At 74.0% G+C, this 23,122-nt stretch carries 22 protein-coding genes; 5 read left to right on the forward strand and 17 right to left on the reverse strand.

Annotation, left to right across the window (positions count from 1 at the left end):
• The first annotated feature begins 6 nt into the window (after window positions 1-6).
• Window positions 7-885: an SDR family oxidoreductase gene (locus HOQ23_RS17450; RefSeq protein WP_172216202.1), complete on the forward strand. Its 879-nt coding sequence runs from the start codon at window positions 7-9 to the stop codon at window positions 883-885.
• Between the two features lie 105 nt (window positions 886-990).
• Here the strand turns inward: HOQ23_RS17450 and menD are convergent, their stop codons facing one another.
• The 3 genes from menD to HOQ23_RS17465 are packed head-to-tail and all read right to left on the reverse strand — an operon-like array spanning window position 991 to window position 4,672.
• Window positions 991-2,631 (reverse strand): 2-succinyl-5-enolpyruvyl-6-hydroxy-3-cyclohexene-1-carboxylic-acid synthase, encoded by a 1,641-nt coding sequence (menD, locus tag HOQ23_RS17455; RefSeq protein WP_172216204.1) that lies wholly within the window; start codon window positions 2,629-2,631, stop codon window positions 991-993.
• Window positions 2,628-3,599 (reverse strand): o-succinylbenzoate synthase, encoded by a 972-nt coding sequence (locus HOQ23_RS17460; protein ID WP_367650557.1) that lies wholly within the window; start codon window positions 3,597-3,599, stop codon window positions 2,628-2,630. Before HOQ23_RS17460 ends, menD begins: the two co-directional genes overlap by 4 nt.
• Window positions 3,596-4,672, reverse strand: a complete 1,077-nt coding sequence (locus HOQ23_RS17465) for an AMP-binding protein (RefSeq protein WP_172216206.1) — start codon at window positions 4,670-4,672, stop codon at window positions 3,596-3,598. Before HOQ23_RS17465 ends, HOQ23_RS17460 begins: the two co-directional genes overlap by 4 nt.
• Window positions 4,673-4,708: 36 nt before the next feature.
• Here HOQ23_RS17465 and HOQ23_RS17470 point away from each other — a divergent pair, with 36 nt between their 5' ends.
• Both HOQ23_RS17470 and HOQ23_RS17475 read left to right on the forward strand, forming a co-directional pair.
• Window positions 4,709-5,986 carry an MFS transporter gene (locus tag HOQ23_RS17470; RefSeq protein ID WP_367650558.1) on the forward strand — a complete coding sequence of 426 codons (1,278 nt, stop codon included), beginning with the start codon at window positions 4,709-4,711 and terminating at the stop codon, window positions 5,984-5,986.
• A 31-nt stretch (window positions 5,987-6,017) separates the two neighbouring features.
• A complete protein-coding gene (locus HOQ23_RS17475; RefSeq protein WP_172216208.1) occupies window positions 6,018-6,902 on the forward strand; it encodes a 1,4-dihydroxy-2-naphthoate polyprenyltransferase in 885 nt (294 codons plus the stop codon).
• Window positions 6,903-6,996: 94 nt separating this feature from the next.
• On the opposite strand, the gene HOQ23_RS17480 is transcribed toward HOQ23_RS17475, so the two are convergent.
• On the reverse strand, window positions 6,997-7,722 hold the full coding sequence (locus HOQ23_RS17480; protein WP_172216210.1) for a hypothetical protein: 726 nt from the start codon (window positions 7,720-7,722) through the stop codon (window positions 6,997-6,999).
• A gap of 243 nt (window positions 7,723-7,965) precedes the next feature.
• Complete coding sequence (locus tag HOQ23_RS17485; RefSeq protein WP_172216212.1) at window positions 7,966-8,232, reverse strand: DUF4229 domain-containing protein; 267 nt, start codon at window positions 8,230-8,232, stop codon at window positions 7,966-7,968.
• Between the two features lie 55 nt (window positions 8,233-8,287).
• Here HOQ23_RS17485 and HOQ23_RS17490 point away from each other — a divergent pair, with 55 nt between their 5' ends.
• Window positions 8,288-8,521, forward strand: coding sequence for a hypothetical protein (locus HOQ23_RS17490; RefSeq protein ID WP_216654362.1), 234 nt, complete (start codon window positions 8,288-8,290; stop codon window positions 8,519-8,521).
• A gap of 114 nt (window positions 8,522-8,635) precedes the next feature.
• Here the strand turns inward: HOQ23_RS17490 and ccsB are convergent, their stop codons facing one another.
• The 6 genes from ccsB to hemL are packed head-to-tail and all read right to left on the reverse strand — an operon-like array spanning window position 8,636 to window position 14,789.
• The gene (gene ccsB / locus HOQ23_RS17495) at window positions 8,636-9,691 is read right to left on the reverse strand and encodes a c-type cytochrome biogenesis protein CcsB (RefSeq protein ID WP_172216214.1); all 1,056 of its coding nucleotides are present in this window, start codon (window positions 9,689-9,691) and stop codon (window positions 8,636-8,638) included.
• The gene (locus HOQ23_RS17500) at window positions 9,688-11,427 is read right to left on the reverse strand and encodes a cytochrome c biogenesis protein ResB (RefSeq protein ID WP_172216216.1); all 1,740 of its coding nucleotides are present in this window, start codon (window positions 11,425-11,427) and stop codon (window positions 9,688-9,690) included. The genes ccsB and HOQ23_RS17500 overlap by 4 nt, the downstream gene beginning before the upstream one ends.
• Window positions 11,427-12,182, reverse strand: a complete 756-nt coding sequence (locus HOQ23_RS17505) for a cytochrome c biogenesis CcdA family protein (protein ID WP_172216218.1) — start codon at window positions 12,180-12,182, stop codon at window positions 11,427-11,429. The genes HOQ23_RS17500 and HOQ23_RS17505 overlap by 1 nt, the downstream gene beginning before the upstream one ends.
• Before the next feature lie 3 nt (window positions 12,183-12,185).
• The gene (locus HOQ23_RS17510; RefSeq protein ID WP_172216220.1) at window positions 12,186-12,770 is read right to left on the reverse strand and encodes a TlpA disulfide reductase family protein; all 585 of its coding nucleotides are present in this window, start codon (window positions 12,768-12,770) and stop codon (window positions 12,186-12,188) included.
• A gap of 4 nt (window positions 12,771-12,774) precedes the next feature.
• Complete coding sequence (locus tag HOQ23_RS17515) at window positions 12,775-13,458, reverse strand: histidine phosphatase family protein (protein WP_172216222.1); 684 nt, start codon at window positions 13,456-13,458, stop codon at window positions 12,775-12,777.
• Entirely contained in the window at window positions 13,455-14,789 is a 1,335-nt protein-coding gene (hemL, locus tag HOQ23_RS17520) for a glutamate-1-semialdehyde 2,1-aminomutase (protein ID WP_367650564.1), read from the reverse strand. Before hemL ends, HOQ23_RS17515 begins: the two co-directional genes overlap by 4 nt.
• A 415-nt stretch (window positions 14,790-15,204) precedes the next feature.
• On the opposite strand from hemL, the gene HOQ23_RS21335 reads away from it, so the two are divergent.
• Window positions 15,205-16,464: a lytic transglycosylase domain-containing protein gene (locus HOQ23_RS21335; protein ID WP_172216224.1), complete on the forward strand. Its 1,260-nt coding sequence runs from the start codon at window positions 15,205-15,207 to the stop codon at window positions 16,462-16,464.
• Between the two features lie 52 nt (window positions 16,465-16,516).
• Here HOQ23_RS21335 and HOQ23_RS17530 read toward each other — a convergent pair whose 3' ends face one another.
• The 6 genes from HOQ23_RS17530 to HOQ23_RS17555 all read right to left on the reverse strand — a co-directional run bounded on the left by HOQ23_RS17530 (window position 16,517) and on the right by HOQ23_RS17555 (window position 23,083).
• On the reverse strand, window positions 16,517-17,290 hold the full coding sequence (locus HOQ23_RS17530) for a TSUP family transporter (protein ID WP_172216226.1): 774 nt from the start codon (window positions 17,288-17,290) through the stop codon (window positions 16,517-16,519).
• A 34-nt stretch (window positions 17,291-17,324) separates the two neighbouring features.
• Entirely contained in the window at window positions 17,325-18,353 is a 1,029-nt protein-coding gene (gene hemB / locus HOQ23_RS17535; RefSeq protein WP_172216228.1) for a porphobilinogen synthase, read from the reverse strand.
• Window positions 18,354-18,460: 107 nt separating this feature from the next.
• Window positions 18,461-20,128 (reverse strand): uroporphyrinogen-III synthase, encoded by a 1,668-nt coding sequence (locus tag HOQ23_RS17540; protein WP_172216230.1) that lies wholly within the window; start codon window positions 20,126-20,128, stop codon window positions 18,461-18,463.
• A complete protein-coding gene (gene hemC, locus HOQ23_RS17545; protein ID WP_367650559.1) occupies window positions 20,125-21,114 on the reverse strand; it encodes a hydroxymethylbilane synthase in 990 nt (329 codons plus the stop codon). The genes HOQ23_RS17540 and hemC overlap by 4 nt, the downstream gene beginning before the upstream one ends.
• Entirely contained in the window at window positions 21,111-22,397 is a 1,287-nt protein-coding gene (locus HOQ23_RS17550) for a glutamyl-tRNA reductase (protein WP_172216232.1), read from the reverse strand. Before HOQ23_RS17550 ends, hemC begins: the two co-directional genes overlap by 4 nt.
• Complete coding sequence (locus HOQ23_RS17555) at window positions 22,394-23,083, reverse strand: redox-sensing transcriptional repressor Rex (RefSeq protein ID WP_172216235.1); 690 nt, start codon at window positions 23,081-23,083, stop codon at window positions 22,394-22,396. Before HOQ23_RS17555 ends, HOQ23_RS17550 begins: the two co-directional genes overlap by 4 nt.
• Window positions 23,084-23,122: the final 39 nt, after the last annotated feature.

The following is a 23,122-nucleotide window of genomic DNA, read 5'->3' on the forward strand; positions in this document are numbered from 1 at the left end:
GCCGCCATGACCGATCCAGCGAGGACCGAGCCGGCCGCGAACGGCGCCGGCACCATTGCCGTCACCGGCGTCACCGGAGCGCTCGGCGGGCAGGTCGTGCGGCTGCTCTCCGACGACTTCCGCGTCGACCTGCGGCTGCTGGCCCGCGACCCCGACCGGGCCCCGGACATCGACACCGACATCCGCGCGTGCGAGTACGGCGACCTCGACGCGAGCGTCGCCGCGCTGCACGGGGTCGAGTCGCTGCTGATGGTGTCGGCCTCGGAGTCCGCCGACCGGCGCACCGAGCACCGCACGTTCGTGCGGGCCGCGGTCGAGGCAGGCGTGCGCCACATCGTCTACACCTCCTTCGCCGGCGCGGCCGCCGACGCCGCGTTCACCCTCGGGCGCGACCACCACGACACCGAGCAGGCGATCCGCGACTCGGGGCTCGACTTCACCTTCCTGCGCGACAGCTTCTACCTCGACGTGCTGCCGCTCTTCGCCGACGCGGAGGGCGTGATCCGCGGGCCCGCCGGGGACGGGCGAGTCGCGGCGGTGGCCCGCGCCGACGTCGCGGACGTCGCCGCCGCGGTGCTGCGCGACCCGGACGCCCACCGCGGCGCGACGTACACGCTCACCGGGCCGGAGGCGCTCAGCCTCGCCGACGTGGCCGAGCGGGCCGGCGCGGTCCTGGGCCGGCCGCTGCGCTTCGTCGACGAGAGCGTGGAGGAGGCCTACGCCTGGCGGCGCGAGCAGTACGGCGCCGCCGACTGGCAGCTCGACGCCTGGGTCAGCACCTACACCGCCATCCGCGACGACACGCTCGCCGAGGTCTCCCCCGACGTCGAGCGCCTCACCGGCCACCCGCCCCGCACCCTCGAGGACGCCCTCACCGACGGTTGAGTCGAGACTCGTGACGCTTGAGTCGAGACCTCCGACCGTCGAGTCGAGGGTGCCGTGGTCCGAGGTCTCGACTCGACGGGAGAAAGCCTCGATTCAACCCGCGGGTCAGGGGCGGAGGGCGCGCAGGGCGAGGTCCAGGTCGCGGCGGGTGTCACGGCGTACGACGGCCTCGACGACCTCGATGCCGCCGTTCGGGCTGGCGAGGGCGTGCTCGAGCTCGGGCAGGGAGTCCACGCGCCAGTGCGGGGTGCGGGTCGCCGCGCACAGGGAGGCGAGGTCGACGCCGTGCGGGGTGGCGAAGATCTTCTCGAACGGGTCGGCGTGCGCGGGCGCGCCCTGCTCGAGCGTGGCGAAGATCGAGCCGCCGTCGTCGTTGACCACGACGATGGTCAGGTCCGGGCGGGCCTCGGCCGGACCGAGCACCAGGCCGTTGGAGTCGTGCAGGAACGTCACGTCGCCGACCAGCGCCAGGTTGCGGGTGCCGCGCGGGCGCCCGAGCGCGGCCCCGATCGCGCTGGACAGCACGCCGTCGATGCCGGCCAGGCCGCGGTTCGCGACCACCTTGCGCCGCTGCCCGACGGGGTACCGCGCGGCCATCAGGTCCAGGTCGCGGATCGGGTTGGAGGCACCGACCCACAGCAGGCCGCCGGCCGGCAGCGCGCGGCTCACCGCCCCCGCCACGGCGTACGGCGTGAGGTCCGGCCCGGCGTGCACGAGCGCGTCGACCCGGGCCGACACCGCTCGGTCGGCCTCGCGCCAGGCGGCCAGCCAGCCGCCGTCGACCGCGCCCTCGCTTCCGGAGACCTCGGCGGCGCTGCCGGTGACGCCCGGGACGGCGTCGAGGAGCGTGGCCGGCCACGGCGGGCGGGCCCACACGCCGGGGTGGCGCACCGCGAGCACCTCCACGTCGGGGCGCGACAGCAGCCGGGTGACCGGGCGCGAGAGCGTCGGGCGTCCCACGACCACCACCCGCTGGACCTGCTCGCCCAGCCCGGTGCCGAGCAGCAGCCGGTAGCTGCGGATCGCGTGGCTGCCGGTGCGCGCCCCGCTGGTGGGCTCGGCCAGCAACGGCCAGCCGGCCCGCTCGGCCAGCACCCGCGCCGCGGGACCGGCGCCGTCGCCGGCCACCACCACGGTGCGCAGGTCGTCGGTCCCGAGCGTCACGGCGCCGCCCGGCTCGGCCCAGCCGTGCGCCTCCGGCCCCCGTCGTACGGCGGGGGGCACGGGCACCCAGCGGTCCTCGGGCACCAACGGCTCGTCGAGCTGGACGTTCCAGTGCGTGGGGGCGTGCTCGGCCAGCGGCGGGAGCCCGGGCGATCCGTCGGCGAGCACCTCGGCGTCCAGGTCGGTGGTGGCGACCAGGGGGCCGAAGATCCCGACCTGGTCGGTGGTCTGGTTGGCGTCGGTGCCGCGCAGCCGGGCCGGCCGGTCGGCGGTGAGCACGACCAGCGGCAGCCCGGAGTGGGCGGCCTCGAGCACCGCGGGGTGCAGGTTGGCGACGGCGGTGCCGGAGGTGCACAGCACCGCGGCGCGGGCGCCGACCTTGGTCAGGCCGACCGCGACGAAGCCGGCGGAGCGCTCGTCGAGGCGGGTGTGCAGCCGCAGCCGTCCGGTCGCCGCGGCGTCGAAGACCGCGAACGACAGCGGCGCGTTGCGCGAGCCCGGGGAGAGCACGACCTCCCGCACGCCCGCCTCCAGCAGCGCCTGGACGACGGCGCGTGCGAGGGCGGTGGCGGAACGGGTCACGGTCGCCGATCCTTCCGTACGGCGCGGACCGCGGCGAGGCGGGTCTGCCAGTGCGCCACCCGGTCCGGCGCCGCCGCGAGCCGCGCGAGGGCGTCGGGGTCCACCTCCACGGGGGCGACCGGGAGCATCCCGTCGACCGGGAGCAGCGGCTCGCGGGCCACGTCGTCGGTGAGCAGCTGCACGGTGGCCAGGCCGCAGGCGTGCGGCAGCTCGGGCAGCGCCGCGGCCAGCGCGACGCCGGCGGCGATCCCGACCGACGACTCCAGCGCGGAGGAGACCACGATCGGCAGCCCGATGTCCTCGGCGATGCGCAGGCAGGCGCGCACCCCGCCCAGCGGCTGGACCTTCAGCACCGCGATGTCGGCGGCCTCGAGGTCGCGGACCCGGTAGGGGTCGGCGGCCCGGCGGATCGACTCGTCCGCGGCGACCCGCACCTCCACCCGCCGGCGCACGGCGGCCAGCTCCTCGACCTCCGCGCACGGCTGCTCGACGTACTCCAGCCCGCCGGCGGCCCGGTCGAGCGCCCGGACGGCGGCGACCGCCTCGTCGACCGACCAGCCGCCGTTGGCATCGACGCGCACCTGGCCCGCGGGCCCGATCGCGTCGCGCACGGCCTCCAGCCGAGCGACGTCGTCGGCGAGGGTCTGCCCGGGCTCGGCGACCTTGACCTTCGCGGTGGCGCACCCGCCGCGGCGCACGATCGCGTGCGCCTGCTCCGGGCCGACCGCGGGGACGGTGACGTTGACCGGCACCCGGTCGCGCAGCGGCGCCGGCCAGTCGCCCGCGCTCGCCTCCTCGGCGGCGCGCAGCCACGGCTCGGCGACCTCGGGCGAGTAGTCCAGGAACGGGCTCCACTCCCCCCAGCGGCCGCTCTCGGGGTCGCGCACCAGCACCCCCTCGCGCACCGTGATGCCGCGGAACCGGGTGCGCATCGGCACCGACCAGACGTGCACCTCGAGCGCGGTCACGCCTCCCCCTCCGTGGTTCCGTCGTGCGCGGTCTCGTCGCGACCAGCCGTGGCCAGGGCGCGCAGCCGCAGCCGGTCCGGCTTGCCGTTGGCCAGCAGCGGTACGTCGTCCAGCGCGACCAGCTGCCGCGGCGCCCAGGACCGCGGGTGCTCGGCGGCCACCCAGTCGCGCAGCTCCGCCAGCGGCGGCGGCGCCGCGTCGCCCACCACGAACGCCACCACCCGGTTGCCCCACTCCTCGTCGGGCACGCTGAGCACCTCGGCGGCCCGCACGCCCGGGTGCGCGCGCAGCCGCGCGGCGACCGCAGGGCCGGGCACGTTCACGCCGCCGGTCACGATCACGTCGTCGAGGCGGCCCAGCACCTGCAGCCGCCCGTCCTCGTCGAAGCGGCCCGCGTCCGAGGTGAGGAACCAGCCGTCGACCAGCACCGACGCGGTCAGCTCCGGGTCGTCCTGGTAGCCCTCGAACAGCGTCGGGCCGCTGATCCGTACCCGTCCGCCCGCGCCGAGCGCGACGGCCACGCCGTCCAGCGGCACCCCGTCGTACACGCAGCCGCCGGCGGTCTCGGCCGAGCCGTACGTCGCCACCACCCGCACCCCCGCCGCCCGCGCCCGCTCGCGCAGGGCCGGGTCGATCGGCCCTCCCCCGAGCAGCACCGTGTGGAAGCCGGCGAGCGCGGCCGCGGACTCCGGCTCGCCCAGCAGGCGGCCCAGCTGGGTCGGCACCAGGGACACGAACCGGTCCCCCGCGGGCATCGCCTCCGCCGCGGCGGCGAAGGAGGCGTGGTCCTCCAGCAGCACCGGCTCGTGCCCGGCGACCAGCGAGCGGCAGACCACCTGCACGCCGGCGACGTACGCCGCCGGCAGCGCGAGCAGCCACGAACCACCGGCGCCGAGCCGCCGCGCGGAGGCCTCGACAGAGGCCAGCACCGCCGCCCGGGACAGCAGCACCCGCTTCGGGCGACCCGTCGACCCGGACGTCTCGACCACCCACGGCGTCGGCTCGTCGTGTGATTCCAGCCACGCGCGGAGCGCGGCCACGGTGGCGGGGGTGGTCGGGGAGGCGAAACTCACGGGACGAACGCTATCCCCGCGTGCTCTGATCACTCCGTGCCATCCCGTCTGGACCAGTTCAAGCCACCCACCCCGCTCGCCGGCCGCCTCTCGGTACAGTCGGTGCTCTACGCCGTCGGGGACGGCACCTTCATGACCGCCAGCGCGGTCTTCTTCACCACCGTCGTCGGCCTGTCGCCGGCGCAGGTCGGCCTCGGCATCACCCTCGCCGGCGTCGCCTCGTTCCTCGTCGCCGTCCCGGCGGGCAAGCTGGCCGACCGGATCGGCCCGCAGCGCACCTGGTCGCTCGGCGCCCTCGGCACCGCCGCGGGGTACGCCGCATGGCCCTTCATCGACGGCTTCGCCGGCTTCCTCGCGGTCAGCATCCTGCTCGAGGTGGTCAACAGCGCCGGCGGCGCCGCCCGGGGCGCCTACGTGCTCGACCTGGTGCCGCGCGCCGAGCGGGTCGCCTCGCAGGCCTACATGTACGCCGCGCTCAACCTCGGCTTCACCGGCGGCGCCGCGATCGGCGGCATCGCCCTGGCCTTCCACAGCGACGCCGTCGTGACCGCGCTGCCGGTCTTCACCGCGGCGCTGATGGTCGCCAACGCCTACTGGATCACCCGACTGCCGAGGGCGCCCCACCGCGAGCGGCCCAGCGCCCTGGAGCAGGCGGTCACCGGGGCGGTCGAGGACGCCGCGGAGGAGCGCGTGGTGCCCGGCGCGCTGCGCAACCCCGGCTACCTGCTGACCTCGTTCTTCGGCGGCGTGCTGAACACCAACCAGGTCCTGCTGCACACCGTGATCCCGCTGTGGCTGATCGCCGAGACCGACGCCCCGCGGGTGCTGCTCGCGCTGCTGTTCGGCACCAACACGGTGATGTGCATCTTCTTGCCCATGGTCGTCGCGCGCACCGTGCGCGGGCTGCCGACCGCGCTGCGGGCCTCGCGGATCTCGAGCGCCTTCTTCGTCGTCTCCTGCCTGATCACCCTGGTCACCCACGACACCCTGGGCTGGACCACGATCGTGCTGGTGTGGCTGGGCCACATCACCGTGACCGGCGCCGAGCTGTTCATCTCGGCCGCGGGGTGGGCCTTCGAGTCCGAGCTCTCGGACCCGGAGCGACGCGGGGAGTACCAGGGCGCCGGCAACCTCGGCAGCACCCTCGGCTACGTCTGGGCCCCGGCGGTCTACACCTACCTGGCGATGGAGTGGGGCGCGAGCGGCTGGCTGCTGATCGCCGGCATCATCGTGCTCGCCACGGTGCTCATCCACCCGTCCTCGCGGATGGCCGAGCGGTTCCTGGAGCGGCACGAGCTGGACCCGGCCGCGTGAGCGGGCCGGCGGGCGGGTTGAATCAGTCCTCGTGGCTCCTTCGACTCCGACGCCGGCCCAGTGGCTCGCCGGCTCCCGACCCCGCACCCTTCCCGCCGCGATCGCCCCGGTCCTCGTCGGCTCCGGCGTCGCGGCGTACGCCGACGGGTTCGTGTGGTGGAAGGCCCTGCTCGCCCTCGGGGTGAGCCTGGCGCTCCAGGTCGGCGTCAACTACGCCAACGACTACTCCGACGGCATCCGCGGCACCGACGATGACCGGGTCGGCCCGATGCGCCTGGTCGGCTCGGGCGTCGCCTCCCCGGGCGCGGTCAAGCGCGCGGCGTTCACCGCCTTCGGCGTGGCCGGGGTGCTGGGCCTGGTGCTCGCCGCCACGACCGCGTGGTGGCTGGTCGCGGTCGGCGTGGTCTGCGTGCTGGCGGCCTGGTTCTACACCGGCGGCTCGACGCCGTACGGCTACCTCGGCCTCGGCGAGGTGATGGTCTTCGTCTTCTTCGGCCTGGTCGCCGTGGTCGGCACGACCTACGTGCAGACCGAGACCTTCGAGCTCCCCGCGCTGCTCGCCTCGATCGGCATCGGCGCGCTCGCCTGCGGCGTGCTGGTCGTCAACAACCTGCGCGACATCCCCACCGACACCGTCGCCGGCAAGCGCACCCTCGCGGTGCGCCTGGGCGACCGCGCCACCCGCGGGCTGTACGTCGGCCTGGTCGCCGTCGCCGCCGCCTCGGTCGTGGCCGTCGCGGCCGCGACGACCTGGTGGGCGCTGGTCGGCCTGCTGTTCGTGGTGCCCGCGCTGCCGGGGCTGCGCGTCGTACGGTCCTCGGCCACCGGCCCGGCCCTGGTGCCGGTGATCCAGTCCACGGGCCTCGCCGAGGTCGCCTGGGCGGTCCTGGTGGCGGCGGCGCTCGTGCTGGCCTGAGCACTCGCCCGACGATCGGCCCCAGCGCTCCGGCATGGGCAAGGACCCGGTGCGACCTCCTCGGTGGCGCCGGGTCCTTGCCGTCTCGGCGTCCTCAGGCGATGGTGCCGGTGCCGGTGCCCTCGATGCGGTCGTCGTGGAGCAGCTCACCCTCGGCGTCGACGGGGGTGATCACCGCCTCGAACGTGATCGGCGAGCCCTTCTGGTGCTTGAAGTTCTCCGCGTAGGAGTACTGCTCGCCCGCGCCGAACGGGTACACGGACGGATCGCGGTAGGCGTCGGGCGTGAACGCGGCGTCGTTCACGCCCAGCTGCTCGAAGAGGGCGTCGTCGACGATCGAGTCCATGCCCTGCATCCACTGCCAGTCGTCGTAGCGGGCCGTGATGTTGACCAGGCTGGAGCCGAGGTCGATGGGCTCACCGTTGTTGGTGACGACGTAGTTCACGAACACGAGCTGGTCGCCCTTGGCCAGCAGCGGCTTGTTGGTCTCGGGGTCGGCGAAGTTGCCGTCCTTGGTCGCCTCGGCGGTCCCGACCTGGTAGGCCTCGACGGTGACGTCGCCGACCTCGAAGGTCGAGATCAGGTCTCCGGCACTGGTGACCGGCTGCGCCCAGTCGGGCTGACCCTCGGTCGCGGCCGGAGACGCGTCCGCCTCCTCGACGGCGTCCTCGGGTGCCTCGGAGGTGTCGTCGACGGGCGTCTCGTTGCTCTCGGCGGCCTTCGGCTCCGGCTCGGAGTCTCCCGAGCAGGCGGCCAACGACAGCAGGCCGGTGCAGGCGACAGCGGCGACGGATATTCGAACGGAACGAGCAATACGCATGGAAGTGTCCCCCGGTAGGTGGAAGGCCACCGCTCGGCGGCGCCGATGACTCGGCGGCCCTCATCCACGTTCTGCCACGGCACAGTGGGCCACAAACGAGCGCCGCCCACATCGCGGGACGGTCGGCGTCGGAGGATCGCGCCTCCGGCATTCGGACCGGGCGGGTGGGACGGGCGCCAGGAGGGTTGCGCGCAGTTGCGCGGTTGGGCACCGACCACCGGCAGCCACCACCTCAGCGGTGGGTCAGCGCTCGTCCTCGTCCTCGCGCGCAGCGCGCTCCTGGAACTTCGCGGCGGCGCGGTCGGCACGCTGCTGGACGCGCAGGGCGAACGCCTCGCGCCGGCGGTCGAGCAGGACCAGGGAGCTGAAGCCGCTGATCAGGAAGGCCACGATCACGGCGAAGAAGAGGTCGACGCCCCCGGTGAGCAGCTGCCACACGACCGAGACGACACCCAGGGCCGCCACGAAGAGCAGTGCCCGCAGGCCGGTGTAGATCCAGAACTCCTTCACCCCTCCAGCGTATCCGCCGACCCGCCCACGACCGGCCCCGGCCTAGGCTGGAAGGGTGCTGAAGCTCCTGCTCGTCGTCGTCATCTTCGCCGCGGTGACCTATCTCGCCGCCCGTGCCCTGCAGCGCTCCGGCCAGGCCCCGACCCTGCCCCGGCCGCGTCCCCGTCCTCAACCGCCGCGGATCGTCGCGCCCGACGACGACGAGGAGTTCCTGCGCGACCTCGAGCGCAAGCGGAAGCGCCCGCACCCGAAGGACCCGGAGGGCCCCGCCAAGCCCGACCCGGCCTGACCGGCCCTTCCGGCCGGCAGGGCCGCCCGGAGGAACCACGGCCAGCCCCCGACGTACGAGAACGGGCCCCGACCACCACTGGTGGTCGGGGCCCGTTTCGTGTGTCGGGCGGGATCAGCCGGTGACGACACCCGGCTCGGCGGGCGCCACGACACCGACCTCGGGAGCGGCGTAGGAGTGCTGGCTGGTGGAGGAGAAGAAGTTGATGCCGATGAAGTTGAACCACAGCGTCGCCAGCCCGACCAGCGCCAGGATCGAGGCGTTGCGGCCCTTCCACCCGGCCGTGGCGCGTGCGTGGAGGTAGGCGGCGTAGATGACCCAAGTGATGAACGCCCAGACCTCCTTGGGGTCCCAGCTCCAGTACGACGCCCAGGCCTGGTGCGCCCAGATCGGACCGGAGATCAGCACCGCGAAGGTCCACACCGGGAACGCGAAGGCGTGCATCCGGTAGGAGACCAGGTCGAGGCGGGCCGGGGACGGCACGCGGGCCAGGTAGCCGCCGGTGCGGCCCTTGGCCACGGCGCGCTCCTTGAGCAGGTACAGCACCGAGCCGATGCCGCCGAGGGTGAAGGCGCCGGTGGCGATGATCGCGGAGACCACGTGGATGACCAGCCACGGCGAGTCGAGCGCCTCGGTCAGCGGGGCGACCTCGTCGTGCAGCCAGATCGCGGCGGCCATCAGCACCGACACCTGGATGAAGGCGACGATCGGGCCCATCCACGCCAGCGAGAAGCGGCGGTAGGCCAGCAGGTAGCCCAGCGACACCACGAAGGTGCCGGAGAGGGTGAACTCGAACATGTTGCCCCACGGCACCCGGTTGGGGTCCGCGGCCAGGCCGCGCGAGACCAGGGACACGCCGTGCACCGCGGTGGCGATGACCAGCAGCAGCAGGCCCAGGCGCCCGAAGAACGTCGTACGGCGCACGACGTCCTCGTCCACCGTCTCGTCGGCCCCGGCGTCCCGGGCACCGCCCTGGGGGCCGCCGGTGGCCACGGCGACGCCGCCGCGGCTGCGGGCGGACTCGGCCGGCGCGGTCACGGACCCCACCGAGGCGGGCAGCTTGCGCAGCGCCGACCACTCCACGAGATGGGCCAGCAGGGCCAGGAAGTAGACAGCTCCACAGACGACGAGCGCCTGGTTGCTGAGGGTCTCCCATGCTGCGTTGCTCACGAGTCCTCCTTGGACCGGGGGTGCTGCTCAGTCTGGTTCTGGGGGTCGATCGGGTCGTGCGGGGTGGTCCGGGCCGGGTCCGGACCGGCGGGCGCCTCGGGCGCCTCGAGGGCCTCGAGGAGGGCCTCGAGCTCGGCGGTCACGTCGCCACCTCCGGAGCGGTCGAGCGCGGCCACCTCGACCAGTGTCGCCCCACCCTCGCGACGGGCACGAACCCAGACGCGGCGGGGGCGGATGAACAGCGAACCCAGCAGGCCGACCAGGGCCAGGACCACGCCGGTGAGGGCGACCATCTTGCCGGGGGTCTGGCTGATCTGGAGCCGGTTCCAGCGCTCGACGCCGTCGAAGGTCACCGAGCCGAGGTCGTCGGGCAGCCGGACGGTGTCGCCGGGCTGCATGTCCAGGCGCAGCGGGGTGCCGTCGGGGTTGGTGACCTGCTCGGCGTCGGTCTTGGGCAGCACGTAGACCGACTGCGGGACGCCGTCGTCGAGGCCCAGGTCGCCGGTGTAGACGAGCACCGAGAGCAGCGGGTTGGCCAGGTCGCCGAACACGTTGACCGGGTCGCCGTCCGGGGTCATCGAGAAGGTCGGGTAGAAGACGCCCTCGAGGCCGACCTGCCCGGTCGGGGAGTCCGGTGCCTTGACGACGCCGAAGGAGAACAGGCTCATGTCCTGGGGCAGGAAGATCGTTGGGCCGCTGTAGGTCACGTCGCCGTTGCCGTCGCGGATCGTGATGACCGGGGCGTAGCCGTGGCCGATGAGGAAGACCTCGGTGTCGCCGATCGCCAGCGGGTGGTTGACCCGCAGGTCGTACTCCTTCTCCTCCGCGTCGGGCGCCTCCTTGTAGCGCAGGGCGGCGTTGAACTTCTGCGCCATGCCCGCGCGGGGGCCCGTGGTCAGCCACTCCACGTCGAAGTCGTCGACGGTGAAGGAGAACGGCTCCATCTCGTCGGCGTCGAACAGGTCGCCGGGGACGAAGTCGTCGTACTGGGTGAGGCTGTTGGAGAAGCCGTTGCCGACCACCAGCAGCACGCCGCCGCGGTAGCCGAACAGCGAGCCCGCCGCGAAGCCGACGAGCACCACGATCACCGAGACGTGGAAGATCAGGTTGCCGACCTCCCGCAGATAGCCCTTCTCACTGGCCACCGCGTCCTCGCCCTCGGGGTCGAGCGCGGCCGGGCGCACCCGGTAGCGCCGTCCCCGCAGGGCGCGGCGGGCCTTCGCGAGCACCTCGTCCACGCTCTCGTCGGTCGTGTACGACGCGTGGTCGGGCAGCCGGCCGAGGTTGCGCGGGGCGCGCGGCGGAGGCTTGCGGATCGCCTTCAGGTAGTGGAACGTCCGCGGCAGGATGCACCCGATCAGCGAGAGCATCAGCAGGATGTAGATCGCGGAGAACCACACCGTGCCGTAGACGTCGAAGAGCCCGAGCCACTCATAGACCGGGGTGAGGTCGGGGTGCTCGTCCTTCCACTGCGAGGTGGCGAGGGAGTCCACGCCCTCCTGCGGGATGATCGAGCCGGGCACCGCGGCGAGCGCCAGCAGCAGGAGCAGGATGAGCGCGGTGCGCATCGAGGTCACCTGGCGCCACACCCAGCGCAGCAGCTCCCCGACGCCGAGCTCGCCGGCGCCGCGCCCGGAGCGGCCGCCGGAGTCGCCGGAGTCGCCGGGACCGCCGGGGCTCGCGGGGGTGTCGAGCGGAGCCTCGGGGGCGTCAGGCTCGCGGGACGTGGATGACATCAGACCGCCACTTCGAAATCGGAGATCAGGTGGATCTGGAGCCAGCTGACGGCGTAGTCCCACCAGCCGGTGACCAGCGCGAGGCCGATCAGGATGAGCATGCCGCCGCCGAGCCGGGTGATCAGGGTCTGGTGGCGACGCAGCACCTTGAGGGCGCCCATCGCGCGGTCCCAGAAGATGCCGGCCACGATGAACGGCAGCCCGATGCCCAGCGAGTAGCAGCCGAGCAGCAGCGCGCCGCGGCTCGCGGTCCCCTCGGCGTAGGCCAGCGTGGTGATCACGCCGAGGGTGGGGCCGGCGCACGGGGTCCAGCCCAGACCGAACAGGAAGCCGACGACCGGTGCCGCGGCCAGCCCGACGGAGGGGATCTTGTGCACCCGGACGTCGCGCTGGAGCAGCGGCACCAGGCCCATGAAGGCCAGGCCCATCAGGATCGCGATGACGCCCAGGACGATGTTGAGGGTGTCCTGGTTGACCTGGAACCAGCGCGCGACGCCGCCGCTGGCCAGGCCGAGCATCACGAACACCGCGCTGAAGCCGAGCACGAACAGCAGCGAGCCGAGCGCCATCCGGCCGCGGCGCACCTGGCCGGTGGCCAGGTCGGCGCCGGAGAGCCCGGTGGAGTAGGAGAGGTACGCCGGGAGCAGCGGGATCACGCAGGGCGAGAGGAACGCGACCAGTCCGGCGAGGATCGCCACCGGGACGGCCAGGATCAACGACCCCGACCCCGCGGTCGAGGTGAACCAGTCGACCATCGCTCAGGCCTCCTCGGCCGCGATCTCCTCGACGACGTCGGTCAGGGTGACCTTGCCGGGGATCGCGCCGTTGATGAGCGCCGCGACCCGGCCCTCGCGGTCCAGCACGATCGTCGTGGGGACGCTGCGCAGGTTGGTGACGTGGGAGAAGGCGAGCAGCGCCTCGCCGTCGACGGCGTAGATCGAGGGGTAGTCGACGCCGAAGGAGCGCTCGAAGGCCTGGCCCTGGGCCGGGCTGTTGTCGCGGATGTTGATGCCGACGAAGGACACGCCGTCCTTCGCCAGCTCCTTCTCGGCCTCGACCAGCATCGGCATCTCGGTGCGGCACGGCGGGCAGCCCGACCACCAGGTGTTGACCACGACGACGTCGCCGCGCAGGTCCGCCAGGTCGAGCTCCTCGCCCTGGAGGGTCTCGCCGGCGAACTCGACCGGGTCGGAGCGGTCGTCGACGGCGTACTGCACCACGGCCCCGTCGCCGGTGATGTAGCCGCCGGAGTTGGTGCCGCCGACCGAGGAGCACGCGGTGAGCACCACGAGGGCAGCGGCGAGGAGGGCGCCCAGCAGGGCGCGGGGGTGGGACTGGGTCACGGGGTCACGGCCTGCGTTCCTCGGGGGCGCCGCCCGCGGAGAACGGCGCCTTCTTGTCTGCGGTGGGGATGAGGTCGCCCGCCGGCTCGGAGTAGCTGACCTGGGCCAGCCGGTCGCCCACGAAGTGGAAGGAGGTCAGCGAGCACAGCGTGCACTGGCGGCTGCGGGGGTCGTGGAGGAAGGAGCGCTTCTCGGCGGCCAGCCGCGTGGTCCAGATCGGCAGCTGGTGGGAGACCACGACGGCCTCGTGCCCGGAGGCGGCGACCCGGGCGTCGTGGACCGCCGACATCATCCGGTCCACGATCTCGGTGTAGGGCTCGCCCCAGGAAGGACGGAACGGGTTCCACAGGTGGCGCCACAGCCGCGGGCGCTTCACCAGCGTCATCGGGCCCTCGCCGAAGCTGATCCCCTCGAAGGCGTTGCTCGACTCGATCACCCGCGGGTCGAGGGTGACCTCGAGCCCGCGCGCGGCCGCCAGCGGCGCCGCGGTCTCCTGCGCACGCTCCAGCGGCGAGGAGACGATGTGGGTGATGTCGCGGTCGCCGATGGTGTCGGCGACGCGCTGGGCCATGGTGCGCCCGAGCTCGGAGAGGTGGAAGCCGTCGCGGCGCCCGTAGAGCACGCCGCCGGGGTTGTGGACCTCGCCGTGGCGCAGCAGGTGGACGATCGTGTCGGGGGTCGCGCTCATCGCTGCTCCTCCTGCTCGGCCGGCACGGCCTGGTCCTGGGCTCGGGCGGCGGCACGGGCCGCGGCCGGAAGTGCGTCGAGCACCGTCTGCACGGCGCGGTCGTCGTGGGCAGCGGAGAGGAACCAGGTCTCGTACGCCGAGGGCGGCAGGTACACGCCCGACTCCAGCATCGAGTGGAAGAACGCGGCGTACGCACGGTCGTCGGTGCGCGAGGCGTCGGCGAAGTCGCGCACCGGGCCCTCGCACAGGAACACCGAGAACATCGTGCCGCTGCGCTGCACCGTGTGGGTCACGCCCGCCTCGGCCAGGGCGGCGGCGGCCGCCTCCCGCACGGTCGCGGCGGCGGCGTCGATGTGCGCGTAGACCTCGGGGGTGGCCAGGCGCAGCGTGGTCAGGCCGGCGGTGGTCGCGACCGGGTTCCCCGACAGGGTGCCGGCCTGGTAGACCGGCCCCTCGGGCGCGAGGTGGGCCATCACGTCGGCGCGACCGCCGAACGCCGCGGCCGGGAAGCCGCCGCCCATCACCTTGCCGAAGGTGGTCAGGTCCGGCGCCCAGCCCTCGACGGCGCCGTCGAGGCCCCACTGGCCCTGGCGCGAGGCCCGGAAGCCGGTCATCACCTCGTCGCTGACGAACAGCGCGCCGTGCGCGGCGCAGGTCTCGGCGAGGAAGGCGTTGAAGCCGGGCTCGGGCGGGACGATGCCCATGTTGCCCGGCGCGGCCTCGGTGATCAGGCAGGCGATCCGCTCGCCGTGCTCGGCGAAGGCGGCCTCGACGGCCGCGCGGTCGTTGTAGGGCAGCACCAGCGTCAGCTCGGTCGAGGAGACCGGGACGCCGGGGGTGCCGGGCACCGCGAAGGTGGCCAGGCCGGAGCCGGCCGAGGCGAGCAGCGAGTCGACGTGGCCGTGGTAGCAGCCGGCGAACTTCACCACGACGTCGCGACCGGTGAAGCCGCGGGCCAGCCGGATCGCCGACATGGTGGCCTCGGTGCCGGAGGAGACGAAGCGGACCCGCTCGACCGAGGTGCGCGCGACGATCTCCTCGGCGAGCTCGACCTCGGGCTCGGTCGGGGTGCCGTACGACGTGCCGCGCGCGACCGCCTCCTGCACGCGGGCGATCACCTCGGGGTGGGCGTGGCCGAGCAGCATCGGGCCCCAGGAGCCGATCAGGTCGACGTAGCGGTTGCCGTCGACGTCGGTGAGCCAGGCGCCCTCCGCGGAGCGGATGAACCGGGGCGTGCCGCCGACGGCGTTGAAGGCGCGCACCGGCGAGTTCACGCCGCCGGGCGTCACCGCACGGGCGCGCTCGAAGAGCTCGGAGGACGTCGCGGTCACGCGGGGGCTCGGCGTGGTCGCCTGAGGTGTGGAGGCAGGCACCGGATCATTGTCGCCCAGCGCTCCAACCATTTCGAGCCGGGTCAAGGGCCCCTCGTCCCGGTTCCCGCGGGTGAGATGACCAGCCGCCAGGGGTTTGCATGACGGGGATCACACGGAAGGATGGTCCCCGGGCGTTCCGGGCGCCCCCGGGGCGACCCCGGAGCACGTGGTGGGCATCTGCGGGCTCCCGAGCAGCACCCGAGGACACCGGCGCGTAACCGCAGGTGACATCGCTCGTTACCAACATCACACGGACCAGGTGTGGCACCGACGACCACGGGGCAACACCCGCACCACCAGCACCACCCCCCTTTTCACCACAGCACCACCCCAGCACCGCCACACCGATCGCGAACAAGGGCCAGGAGAGCGCATGTCTGCCACACGACTCAGCCGGGTGCAGAAGGCCACGGCACTGGTGCCGCTCGCGCTGCTCTCCGCGGCCTGGACCGCGAGTCTGGCGGGCGCGGGAGCGGGGCCGGTGCTGGCCTCCGCGAGCTCCGAGCCCGACTCGCTCGCCCAGCTGCCCGACGGCACCAGCGTGCCGGGCCGCGCGATCGAGGACCCGGCCAGCGTCTCCGCCCCCGAGAGCGTCGTCCCGGGCTCCGCGCGCCGCGGCGCCACGCGCATCTCCGACGTCTCCACCGCCGCGATCCCCGCCGCCGCGCTGTCGGCGTACCAGCGGGCCGAGACCGTCATCAACGCCGCCGACAAGGCCTGCAACCTGCGCTGGCAGCTGGTCGCCGCCATCGGCCGCATCGAGTCCGACCACGGCCGCTACGGCGGCAACCAGCTCGACAGCGACGGGGTCGCGAACCCCGGCATCTACGGCATCCCCCTGGACGGCACCCGCAACACCGCGCGGATCGCCGACACCGACGCCGGCCAGTTCGACCTCGACACCGTCTGGGACCGCGCGGTCGGCCCGATGCAGTTCATCCCCTCGACCTGGTCGGTCGTGGGCGTGGACGCCGACGGCGACGGCAAGCGCGACCCCCAGGACATCGACGACGCCGCCCTCGCCAGCGCCGTCTACCTCTGCTCCGGCGAGGAGGACCTCGCCACGCTCGCCGGCCAGCGCGCCGCCGTGCACCGCTACAACAACAGCGACGCCTACGTCGACGCCGTGCTCGCGGTCATGAACTCCTACCTCGCCGGCGACTTCACCTCGGCGCCGAACAGCACCACCACCGCCGGCTACCTGGTCCCCGACACCGACCCGGTCCCCGGCCAGGGCGGCTCCGGCGGCGGGTCGCAGGGCGGCGGCGGCAAGGGCCCCGGCCCGGGCAAGGACGAGACGGTCCTCGCCGCGCCGCAGCCCAGCCAGCCCACCCAGGCCCCGCAGCCGAGCGCGACGCCCACCCAGCCCGGCGGTGGCACCGGCGGCGGCACCGGTGGCGGCACCGGTGGCGGGGGCGAGGACGGCAAGGGCGGCGGCAGCAAGGGCGGTCTCGGGATCCCCGGCGCCCCCACGATCTCGCTGCCCGCGCTCCCCTCGACCGGGGTCACGCCCCTCGACGGCCTGCTCTCCCACGCCCAGGCGGTGGTGCAGTGCACCCTCGACGGCTACTTCGACAACATCTTCAAGACCGACGACCCCTTCGACCAGTGCGTGAAGCGCTACACGACCTGACCCGCCCTGGCGGATCCCTCGGCCCGGTCGGCACCGCGGACCGGAAGCGTCCTCACCCCAGCGCCTGCACGACGTAGAGCCCCGCCAGGCCCAGCGCCAGCACCCCCAGCAGCCGGCGCAGGGCGACCTCGGGCAGCCGCGGTTGCAGCACCGCGCCGAGCCAGCCGCCGGCCAGGCCGCCGAGGCCGGCCGCGACGCCCAGGCTCCAGTCCGGCCCGACCGGCCCGGGGAGGTCCAGCGAGAGCACGGCGTACGCCGCGACGCCGACCAGCGAGGCGACCCAGGTGGCCAGCAGCGCGGCCGGCGCCACGACGGCCACCGTCATCCCCGCCGCCACCAGCACCGGGCCGACGACCGAGCCGCCGCCGATGCCGTAGATGCCGCCGACGACCCCGGCCCCGAACGCGAGCGCCCGCACCGCGCCCGGGCCCGGACGGCGGCCCGTCGAGGCCGGGCCGGCACGGCGCAGGAGCACGAGCCCGACCGGGGCGAGCACCGCGGCCGCGAGCAGCCGGAACGCGTCCGGGTCGGTGACCAGGTGCACCCGCACCAGCGCGCCGACCACCACCCCCGGCACCGACCCGAGGACCAGCGCGCGGGCCAGGTCGCGGTCCAGCCGGCCGCGACGCCGGTGGCGCAGCAGCGCCGCCGGCGCGGAGACGACGTTGAACAGCAGGTTGGTCGGGGTGACCCGCGGACCGGGCACGTCCAGCACCGAGAGCTGCACCGGCAGCAGGAACACCGCACCCGAGACCCCGACCGGCGTGGTCACCAGCGCGACGGCGAACCCCACCAGGAGCGCAAGGAGGTCGCGTGGGAGGTCCATGTCGGCATCCTGACCGACGCGGCGCGACGGTGCGTCAGCGACGCGCGAGCAGGCGTGCGGCCTCGCTGGCCCAGTAGGTCAGCACCACGTCGGCGCCGGCCCGGCGGATCGAGAGCAGCGTCTCGAGGATCGCGGGCTCGCGGTCGATCCAGCCGTTCGCGGCGGCCGCCTCGACCATGGCGTACTCCCCCGAGATGTTGTACGCCGCGACCGGGACGTCGACCGCGTCGCGCACCTGGCGCAGCACGTCGAGGTAGGCCAGGGCCGGCTTCACCATCACCAGGTCGGCGCCCTCGGCCACGTCCAGCAGCGCCTCACGCACGCCCTCGCGGGCGTTGGCCGGGTCCTGCTGGTAGGTGCGCCGGTCGCCCTCGAGGGCCGAGCCGACCGCCTCGCGGAACGGTCCGTAGAAGGCCGAGGCGTACTTCGCGGAGTAGGCGAGCACCGAGACGTCGGTGTGCCCGGCAGCGTCGAGGGCGGCGCGGATCACCGCGACCTGGCCGTCCATCATCCCGCTGGGCCCGACCATGTGGACGCCGGCGGCCGCCTGGGCGCGCGCCATCTCGGCGTACGCCTCGAGGGTGCGGTCGTTGTCGACGCGGCCGTCGGCGCTGAGCAGGCCGCAGTGGCCGTGGTCGGTGAACTCGTCGAGGCACAGGTCGCTCATCACGGTCAGCGCGTCGCCGACCTCGGCGACCACGTCGGCGATCGCGACGTTGAGGATCCCGTCGGGGTCCAGCGCGCCCGAGCCGGTCGCGTCGCGGCGCGCGGGCACGCCGAACAGCATCACCCCGCCCAGGCCGAGCTCGGCGGCCTCGGCGACGGCGGCGCGCAGGGTGTCGCGGGTGTGCTGGACGACGCCGGGCATCGAGGAGATCGGCACCGGCTCCTCGATCCCCTCGCGCACGAAGACCGGCAGCACCAGCTGGCGTGCCTCCAGCGAGGTCTCGGCGACGGTGCGCCGCAGCGCCGCGGTGGTGCGCAGCCGCCGGGGCCGGATGACGGGAGGGGTGACGGGAGGGGTGACAGGGGCGGACGGCTGGCTCTGGGGGGCGTGCTCCATGCGCACCATCCTTGCGCGCGCCTGGATGACACCAGGCCGCGGACGCCCGAGACCCCGCAGGCGCCGGAGCGCGTGCGGGGTCTCGGGGATGCTGCGGGGTGCGCGTCCTACTCGGCACGGACCTTGCGCGAGCGGGCCGAGGGCTTGCGGTCCGACGGCTTGGTGACCGGCTGACCGGCCTCGACCAGCGCCGTACGACGGGCGGCGCCGAAGTCGGCGAGCGCGTCGGCCAGCAGCTCGACGTCCGGGCGCGGGGCCAGCACGTCGACGCGCAGGCCGTGCTCCTCGGCGGTCTTCGCCGTGGCCGGGCCGATGACCGCGATGATCGTCGAGGGGTGCGGCTTGCCGGCGATGCCGACCAGGTTGCGCACGGTCGAGGACGAGGTGAACACGACCGCGTCGAACTTGCCCGACTTGATCGCGTCGCGGGTCGGCGCCGGCGGCGGGGTGGCCCGCACCGTGCGGTACGCCGTGACGTCGTCGCACTCCCAGCCCAGGTCGATCAGGCCGGCGACGAGGTTCTCGGTCGCGATGTCGGCGCGGGGCAGGAAGACCCGGTTGATCGGGTCCAGCACCTCGTCGTACTCGGGCCAGTCCTCCAGCAGCCCGGCCGCCGACTGCTCGCCGGAGGGGATCAGGTCGGCACGCAGGCCCCAAGCCGCGATCGCCTGGGCGGTCTTGTCGCCCACCGCGGCGATCTTGAGCCCGGAGAAGGCACGCGCGTCGAGGCCGTACTCCTCGAACTTCTCCCGCACCGCCTTGACGGCGTTGACGGAGGTGAAGGCGATCCACTCGTAGCGGCCCTCGACCAGGCCGCGCACGGCCTTGTCCATCTGCTGGGGGTTGCGGGGCGGCTCGACCGAGATGGTCGGGACCTCCTCGGGCACCGCGCCGTAGCCGCGCAGGCGGTTGGTGAGCGGGCCGGCCTGGTCCTTCGTGCGCGGGACGAGCACGCGCCACCCGAAGAGCGGCTTGGTCTCGAACCACGACAGCGTCTCGCGCAGGTCGACCACGTCGCCGACCACCGTGACGGCCGGCGGGGCCATCCGGGCGGCACGGGCGTCCTCGGCGATGCTCGCCAGGGTGGAGGTGACCGTCGCCTGGGTGGTGGTGGTGCCGACCCGGGTCATCGCGACCGGGGTGCTCGCCTTGCGGCCCGCGGCCACCAGCGCCTTGCTGATCTCGCCGATCTGGCCGACCGCCGAGAGCAGCACCAGGGTGCGGTTGTCGGCGTACTGGCTCCAGTCGATGGTGCCGTCGCAGGTCACCACGGCCACCTCGCGGTGGTCCTTGGTCGTCAGCGGGATGCCGGCGTAGGCCGGGACCGCGTTGACCGAGGAGATGCCGGGGACGATCTCGAAGCCGATGCCCGCCTTCACGCACGCCTGGGCCTCCTCGGGCCCCGAGGCATAGACGAACGGGTCGCCGGTCATGAGCCGCAGCACGCGCAGGCCCTTCTTGGCGTGCTTGAGCACCACCTTGGCCCGCGCCGCGTGGGTCAGCGGCTGGCCGTCCTCACCGAAGCCGCCGTCGACGATCTGCGGGCCCACCTGCTCGGTGGGCTGCTCCGCCTCGTCGGCCGCAGGCTCGGGCAGCCCGAGGACCACCCGGACCATCTCGGCGTGCTCGGGAGCCTCGGTGACGACCACGTCGGCCTGTCGAAGCAGCTCCACGGCACGGACGGTGAGCAGGTCCGGGTCTCCCGGCCCGCTCCCCACGAAGGACACCCAGGCTCGGGTCGGCGCCTCGGACGTACTGGTCTTGCCTCGCGTCATGCGTTTCGCACCTTGTCTGACTCTCGGACTGCTTCGTCTTCTGTCTGCGCCGCAGCGAGCTCACCGGCCCCGTCTGCAAGCATTTCGTTGCCCAACCGGGTCCCGACACCCGTGGCATCCTCGGGCGCTCCCGTCGCGGACCTCCGCACCGCGAGCGCGCCATCTGGTGAGAGCGCGACCGCGCGCACCCAGAGCTCGTCCCCGTCCTCGCCCTCGACCACCTCGGCGAGGGTGCCGATCGGTGCCGAGCAGCCGCCCTCCAAGGTGGCCAGGACCGCGCGCTCGGCGTCCACGGCCGCACGGGTGTGCGGGTCCTGGACCGCGGCGAGCTCGGCGGCCAGCGGGTCGTCGCTGCGGCACTCGATGCCCAGCGCGCCCTGGCCGGGGGCCGGGAGCAGCTGGAGCGGGTCGAGCACCTCGGTGATCGCCTCGAGCCGGCCGATCCGCGCCAGCCCGGCACGGGCCAGCAGGATCGCGTCGTACTCGCCCTCGCGCAGCTTGCGCAGCCGGGTGTCGATGTTGCCACGGATGCCCGCGATCTCCAGGCCGAGGCCGAGGGCGTGCAGCTGGGCCGCACGCCGCGGCGAGCCGGTGCCGACGCGCGACCCGGCGGGGAGCTCGGCGAGGGTCAGCCCGTCGCGGGCCACCACCACGTCGCGCGGGTCCTCGCGGGTCGGGACCGCGGCGAGCACGATGCCCTCGGTCGGATAGGTGGGCAGGTCCTTGAGCGAGTGGACGGCGACGTCGACGTCACCGCGCAGCAGCGCGTCGCGCAGCTCGGCCACGAACACGCCGGTGCCGCCGTACGACGCGAGCGGGGTGCCCGACGCCTGGGTCCGGTCGCCGTCGGTGCTGATCTCCACGAGCACGACCTCGCGGCCGAGGCGCTCGCGGATGAGGTCCGCGGCCCAGCCGGCCTGGGTGGTGGCCAGCAGGGAGGCGCGGGTGCCGACCCGGATCGGGCCGGTGGTCTGGGGAGTGGTCACTGGAGCCCCTCCGGTCGGGTCACGGCGGTCACGGTCGAGGGGTCGAGCGCGAACAGCTCGGCGAGGGCCTCGGTGTAGGACACGACGTCGCTGGTGTTCGCCAGCTCCTTCACCCGCACGGTCGGCTCGTGCAGCAGCTTGTCGGCGACCCGGCGCACGGTGTGCAGCACCTCGGCGCGGGTGGCGTCGTCGAGCTCGGGGAGCCGGTTGACCAGGCGCTCCATCTCGGTCTCGACCACCTGGGTCGCCATCGAGCGCAGCGCGACGACGGTGGGGGTGACGCTGGCCTGGCGGCGCGCGGCGAGGAACGCCGCGACCTCCTGGGTGATGATCCGGCGGACCTCCTCGATCTCGCGGCCGGCCGGGCTGAGGTGCAGCGCGGCGGCCAGGTCGGCGAGACCGACGAGGGTGGCCCCGGGGACCTCGCGGACCTCCGGGTCGATGTCGTGGGGCAGCGCCAGGTCCACCAGCACGGCCTCGCGGCCGCCGGCGAGCGCCTCGCGGACCATCGGCTCGGTGATCAGGGCGCCGCGGGCCCCGGCGCAGGTCAGGACGACGTCGGCGTGGGCGAGCTCGGCGCCGAGGTCGGCGAGCGGGACCGGGCGGCCGCCGTACTCGCGGGCGAGGCGCTCGGCGCGCTCGGCGGTGCGGTTGGCGATCACCACGTCGCTCGCGCCGCGGCGGGTGACGGTGGCGGTGGCCAGGCCGGCCATCGCGCCGGCGCCGACGACGAGCACGCGGCGACCGGCGAGGTCCTCGCAGCCGACCCGGTCCAGGGCGGCGGAGACCAGCGACGGGGCGACGGTGTCCACCCCGGTCTCGGTGCGGGCCCGCTTGCCGACGCGCAGCGCCTGCTGGAAGAGCACGTTGAGGGTGGAGCCGACGGTGCCGAGCTCCTGGCCCAGGCGCAGCGCGCTGCGGGTCTGGCCGAGGATCTGGCCCTCGCCGACGGCCATCGAGTCCAGCCCGGCCGCGACCTGGAACAGGTGCGAGACCGCGGCGTCGTCGTAGCGGACGTAGAGGTGCGGGAGGAACAGCTCCGGGTCGCCGCCGGCGCGCTCGACCAGGTGCGCCGAGAGCTCCTCGACCGAGCCGTGGAAGCGCTCGACCTCGGCGTAGATCTCCAGGCGGTTGCAGGTCGCGATCGCCGTGGCCTCGCTGACGTGCTCGCTGGTGCTGACGTCGGTGATCAGCTTCTGCAGGCTCTCGGCGTCGACGGCCAGGCGCTCGAGGAGCGCCACGGGTGCGGTGTTGTGGGAGATGCCCACCACCAGGACGCTCATGCGGTCTCCTCCTCTGCAGCGACGCCCGCCTCGCCCTGGGCCTTGCGCTGCTCGTGGTAGGCGAGGATCTGCAGCTCGATGGACAGGTCGACCTTGCGGACGTCGACCCCGTGGGGCACCGCGAGCACGGACGGCGCGAAGTTCAAGATGCTGGTGATGCCGGCGTCGACCATCCGGTCGGCGACCGACTGCGCGGCGACCGCCGGGGTCGCGATGACACCGATCGACACGCGGCGCTCGAGCACGATCTGCTCGAGGTCGTCGAAGGGGCGTACGGCGACGCCGGCCACCAGCTCGCCGTGGCGCGCCGGGTCGGCGTCGAGCAGGGCCACGACCTGGAAGCCGCGGCTGCGCACGCCGGAGTAGTTGGCCAGCGCCTGGCCGAGGTTGCCGATGCCGACGATGACGACCGGCCAGTCCTGGGTCAGCCCGATCTCCCGCGCGATCTGGTAGCGCAGGTACTCCACGTCGTACCCGACCCCGCGGGTGCCGTAGCTGCCGAGGTAGGACAGGTCCTTGCGCAGCTTGGCGCTGTTCACGCCCGCCGCGGCCGCCAGGTCCTCGCTCGAGCACGTGGTGGTGCCGCCCTCGACGAGGGTCGACAGTGCCCGGAGGTAGATGGGGAGCCGAGCGATCGTGGCCTCCGGGATGTCCCGGGGGCTCTCGCTGGGTGCTCGTGGGGTCACGACTTCTTCTCTCCATGCCACTGCGGGCAAGCGCGCCGT

Source organism: Nocardioides sp. zg-DK7169, assembly GCF_013155365.1.
Taxonomy (GTDB): domain Bacteria; phylum Actinomycetota; class Actinomycetes; order Propionibacteriales; family Nocardioidaceae; genus Nocardioides.

Coding starts and splice junctions, on each gene's coding strand:
- HOQ23_RS17450 (WP_172216202.1), top strand. CDS start 7: ATGACCGATCCAGCGAGGACCGAGCCGGCCGCGAACGGCGCCGGCACC.
- HOQ23_RS17480 (WP_172216210.1), bottom strand. CDS start 7,722: ATGCGTATTGCTCGTTCCGTTCGAATATCCGTCGCCGCTGTCGCCTGC.
- HOQ23_RS17500 (WP_172216216.1), bottom strand. CDS start 11,427: ATGTCATCCACGTCCCGCGAGCCTGACGCCCCCGAGGCTCCGCTCGAC.
- HOQ23_RS17505 (WP_172216218.1), bottom strand. CDS start 12,182: ATGGTCGACTGGTTCACCTCGACCGCGGGGTCGGGGTCGTTGATCCTG.
- HOQ23_RS17515 (WP_172216222.1), bottom strand. CDS start 13,458: ATGAGCGCGACCCCCGACACGATCGTCCACCTGCTGCGCCACGGCGAG.
- HOQ23_RS21335 (WP_172216224.1), top strand. CDS start 15,205: ATGTCTGCCACACGACTCAGCCGGGTGCAGAAGGCCACGGCACTGGTG.
- HOQ23_RS17530 (WP_172216226.1), bottom strand. CDS start 17,290: ATGGACCTCCCACGCGACCTCCTTGCGCTCCTGGTGGGGTTCGCCGTC.
- hemB (WP_172216228.1), bottom strand. CDS start 18,353: ATGGAGCACGCCCCCCAGAGCCAGCCGTCCGCCCCTGTCACCCCTCCC.
- HOQ23_RS17540 (WP_172216230.1), bottom strand. CDS start 20,128: ATGACGCGAGGCAAGACCAGTACGTCCGAGGCGCCGACCCGAGCCTGG.
- HOQ23_RS17550 (WP_172216232.1), bottom strand. CDS start 22,397: ATGAGCGTCCTGGTGGTGGGCATCTCCCACAACACCGCACCCGTGGCG.